The sequence below is a fragment of the Amycolatopsis kentuckyensis genome (assembly GCF_002155975.1).
GTDB lineage: Bacteria > Actinomycetota > Actinomycetes > Mycobacteriales > Pseudonocardiaceae > Amycolatopsis > Amycolatopsis kentuckyensis.
Window position 1 is genome coordinate 1 of sequence record NZ_MUMI01000770.1, and the last position, 2108, is coordinate 2108.

The 2108-nt window shown below is 70.6% G+C and carries 1 protein-coding gene and 1 pseudogene; one reads left to right on the forward strand and one right to left on the reverse strand.

What is annotated here, in order from left to right; genetic code table 11:
- Positions 1-104: 104 nt before the first annotated feature.
- Positions 105-770, reverse strand: a complete 666-nt coding sequence (locus CCN39_RS47510) for an HU family DNA-binding protein (RefSeq protein ID WP_086853726.1) — start codon at positions 768-770, stop codon at positions 105-107.
- A gap of 610 nt (positions 771-1380) precedes the next feature.
- On the opposite strand from CCN39_RS47510, the pseudogene CCN39_RS47515 reads away from it, so the two are divergent.
- Positions 1381-2108 (forward strand): annotated as a pseudogene (locus CCN39_RS47515) (ATP-binding protein); the annotation flags it as partial.

The following is a 2108-nucleotide window of genomic DNA, read 5'->3' on the forward strand; positions in this document are numbered from 1 at the left end:
CCGCGCGGCCGGGTCGTCGGGAGCCGCGGGATGATGCGTCCCGAAATGCCGGAAGGGCCCCGCACCAGGCAGGTGCGGGGCCCTTCCGATCGTCGCGAGGGGTGTTACTTCTTCTTCGCGGCGGAGGTGCGCTTGGCCGGGGCCTTGGCCGCCGTGGTCTTCTTGGCCGCGGCGGTCTTGGTCGCGGCCGGCTTGGCGGCGGCCGTCTTCGCCCGGGTGGTGGTCGCCTTCGCCGTGGTGGCCTTGGCCGCCGTGGGCTTGGCGGCGGTCTTCGGGGCCGCCTTGGTCGCGGTGGCCTTGGCCGCCGGCTTCGCGGCCGCCGCGCGGGTGCGGGTGGTCGTCGAACGCGTGGTGGCCGGCTTGGCCGCCGCCGCCCGCGTGGTGCGGGTCGTGGTGGCCTTGGCCGGGGCCGCCGCCGCGGTCTTGGTGGCGGTCGCGCGGGTCGCCGTCGCGGCGGTGGCGCGCTTGACCGGGGTCGCCTTGGGCAGCTTCTTGGTGCCGGAGATGACGTCCTTGAAGGTGGTGCCGGCGCGGAACGCGGGCACGTTGGTCTTCTTGACGCGGACGGCCTCACCGGTGCGCGGGTTGCGGGCGGTGCGAGCGGCGCGGGCGCGCTTCTCGAACACCCCGAAGCCGGTGATGTTGACCTTTTCGCCCTTGTTGACCGTCCGGATGATGATGTCCACCAGACCGTCAACGGCCTGCGAAGCCACCTTCTTGTCGCCCAGACGCTCCGACAGCGCCTCGATCAGCTGGGCCTTGTTCGTCATTCCAGTCCTCCATAGTGGAACTACTAGTCACGGCCCATCTCGGCCGACACTGCACACGGTATTACCAATACCGCACAAAATCCAACCGGGGGTCGAAATATTTCCTTGTACGGGGGCGGGTTCCGCCTCCGGAACGCCCGCTGTCGGACGCGACCCGGAACGCAACCCGGACCCCCGCCATGCCTCTGAACAGGCAAAACACGGTGCCTTCGCCGTCCACTGTGGTCGTCCATATAGGACCCGAGGCCCTTCCGGAGAACTTTTTCCGCGACACGCCGGATCGGGCGCCCCGAGCGGGTGTCCGAGCCCACCCGCGCCGATCCCGTGCGGCGGACGGGGGAAGACCGGGCCCGCTTCACCGTGGCGGCAGGCGGAAGCGGAGCCCGTTGCGCCGCGGCCCCACGGGCCCGGCGTTGCGGCGCAACCGGTACGCCCCTCCGAATGCCTGCGGCGGGGACGAAAGGTCCTCCCCGAAGGGTGAGCTCACTCGTTCGGCGCAGTCCCGGCCTGCATGAACGCTCGTGGCGGCAACGCCGTGTTGGGCGCGGGACTGTCGTACCGGCGGGCTAGTCTGCCGCGGGAGGAAGCGCCGGGTGAGACAGGGAGAACCGTGGACCAGGAGACGCTCACCACCGTGGTCGGCCGGGTGGCAGGCACCGAGGACTCGACGCCGCTGCAGTTCTGCGTGGCCATCGATCCGGACGCCTACCTGCAGCTCGACGACGTCGTCGTGACCCGCAGGGAACTGCCCGGGCTCGGCGAAGTCACCTCCTACGGCGTCGTGACGCAGGTGACCGCGCGGCACGAAGGTGCCAGCTTCGGCAGTGACGTCTTCCTGATCTCCGACGGGGTCCTGCCCGCCCAGGTGCAGGAGATCGCCGAGATCGCCACCACCCGCGTCGAGCCCGAGTGCTACGTGCCGCCGAGGCCGGGCAGCCGGGTCGAGCGGGCGGTGGGAGAGGATCGCGCGCAGGCGCTGTACTTCGACAACATGACCCGCCAAGTGGCGGTGGGCCTGGGCCGGGACGGCGAACCCGTCTACCTCAACATGGACTTCCTCGACGGCACCCGCGGCGCGCACGTCAGCATCAGCGGCGTCTCCGGCGTCGCCACCAAGACGTCGTTCGCGTTGTTCCTGCTGCACTCGATCTTCCGCGGCGGCGCCCTGCCCAACGCCCACAACGCCAAGGCCCTCGTCTTCTCCGTCAAGGGCGAGGACCTGCTGTTCCTCGACACCCCGAACCGCGCCCTCGACGAAAAGCTCAAGGCCGAGTACGCCAAGCTCGGCCTGCCCGCGGAGCCTTTCGCGTCCGTCGGCTTCTACGCGCCGCCGACGCC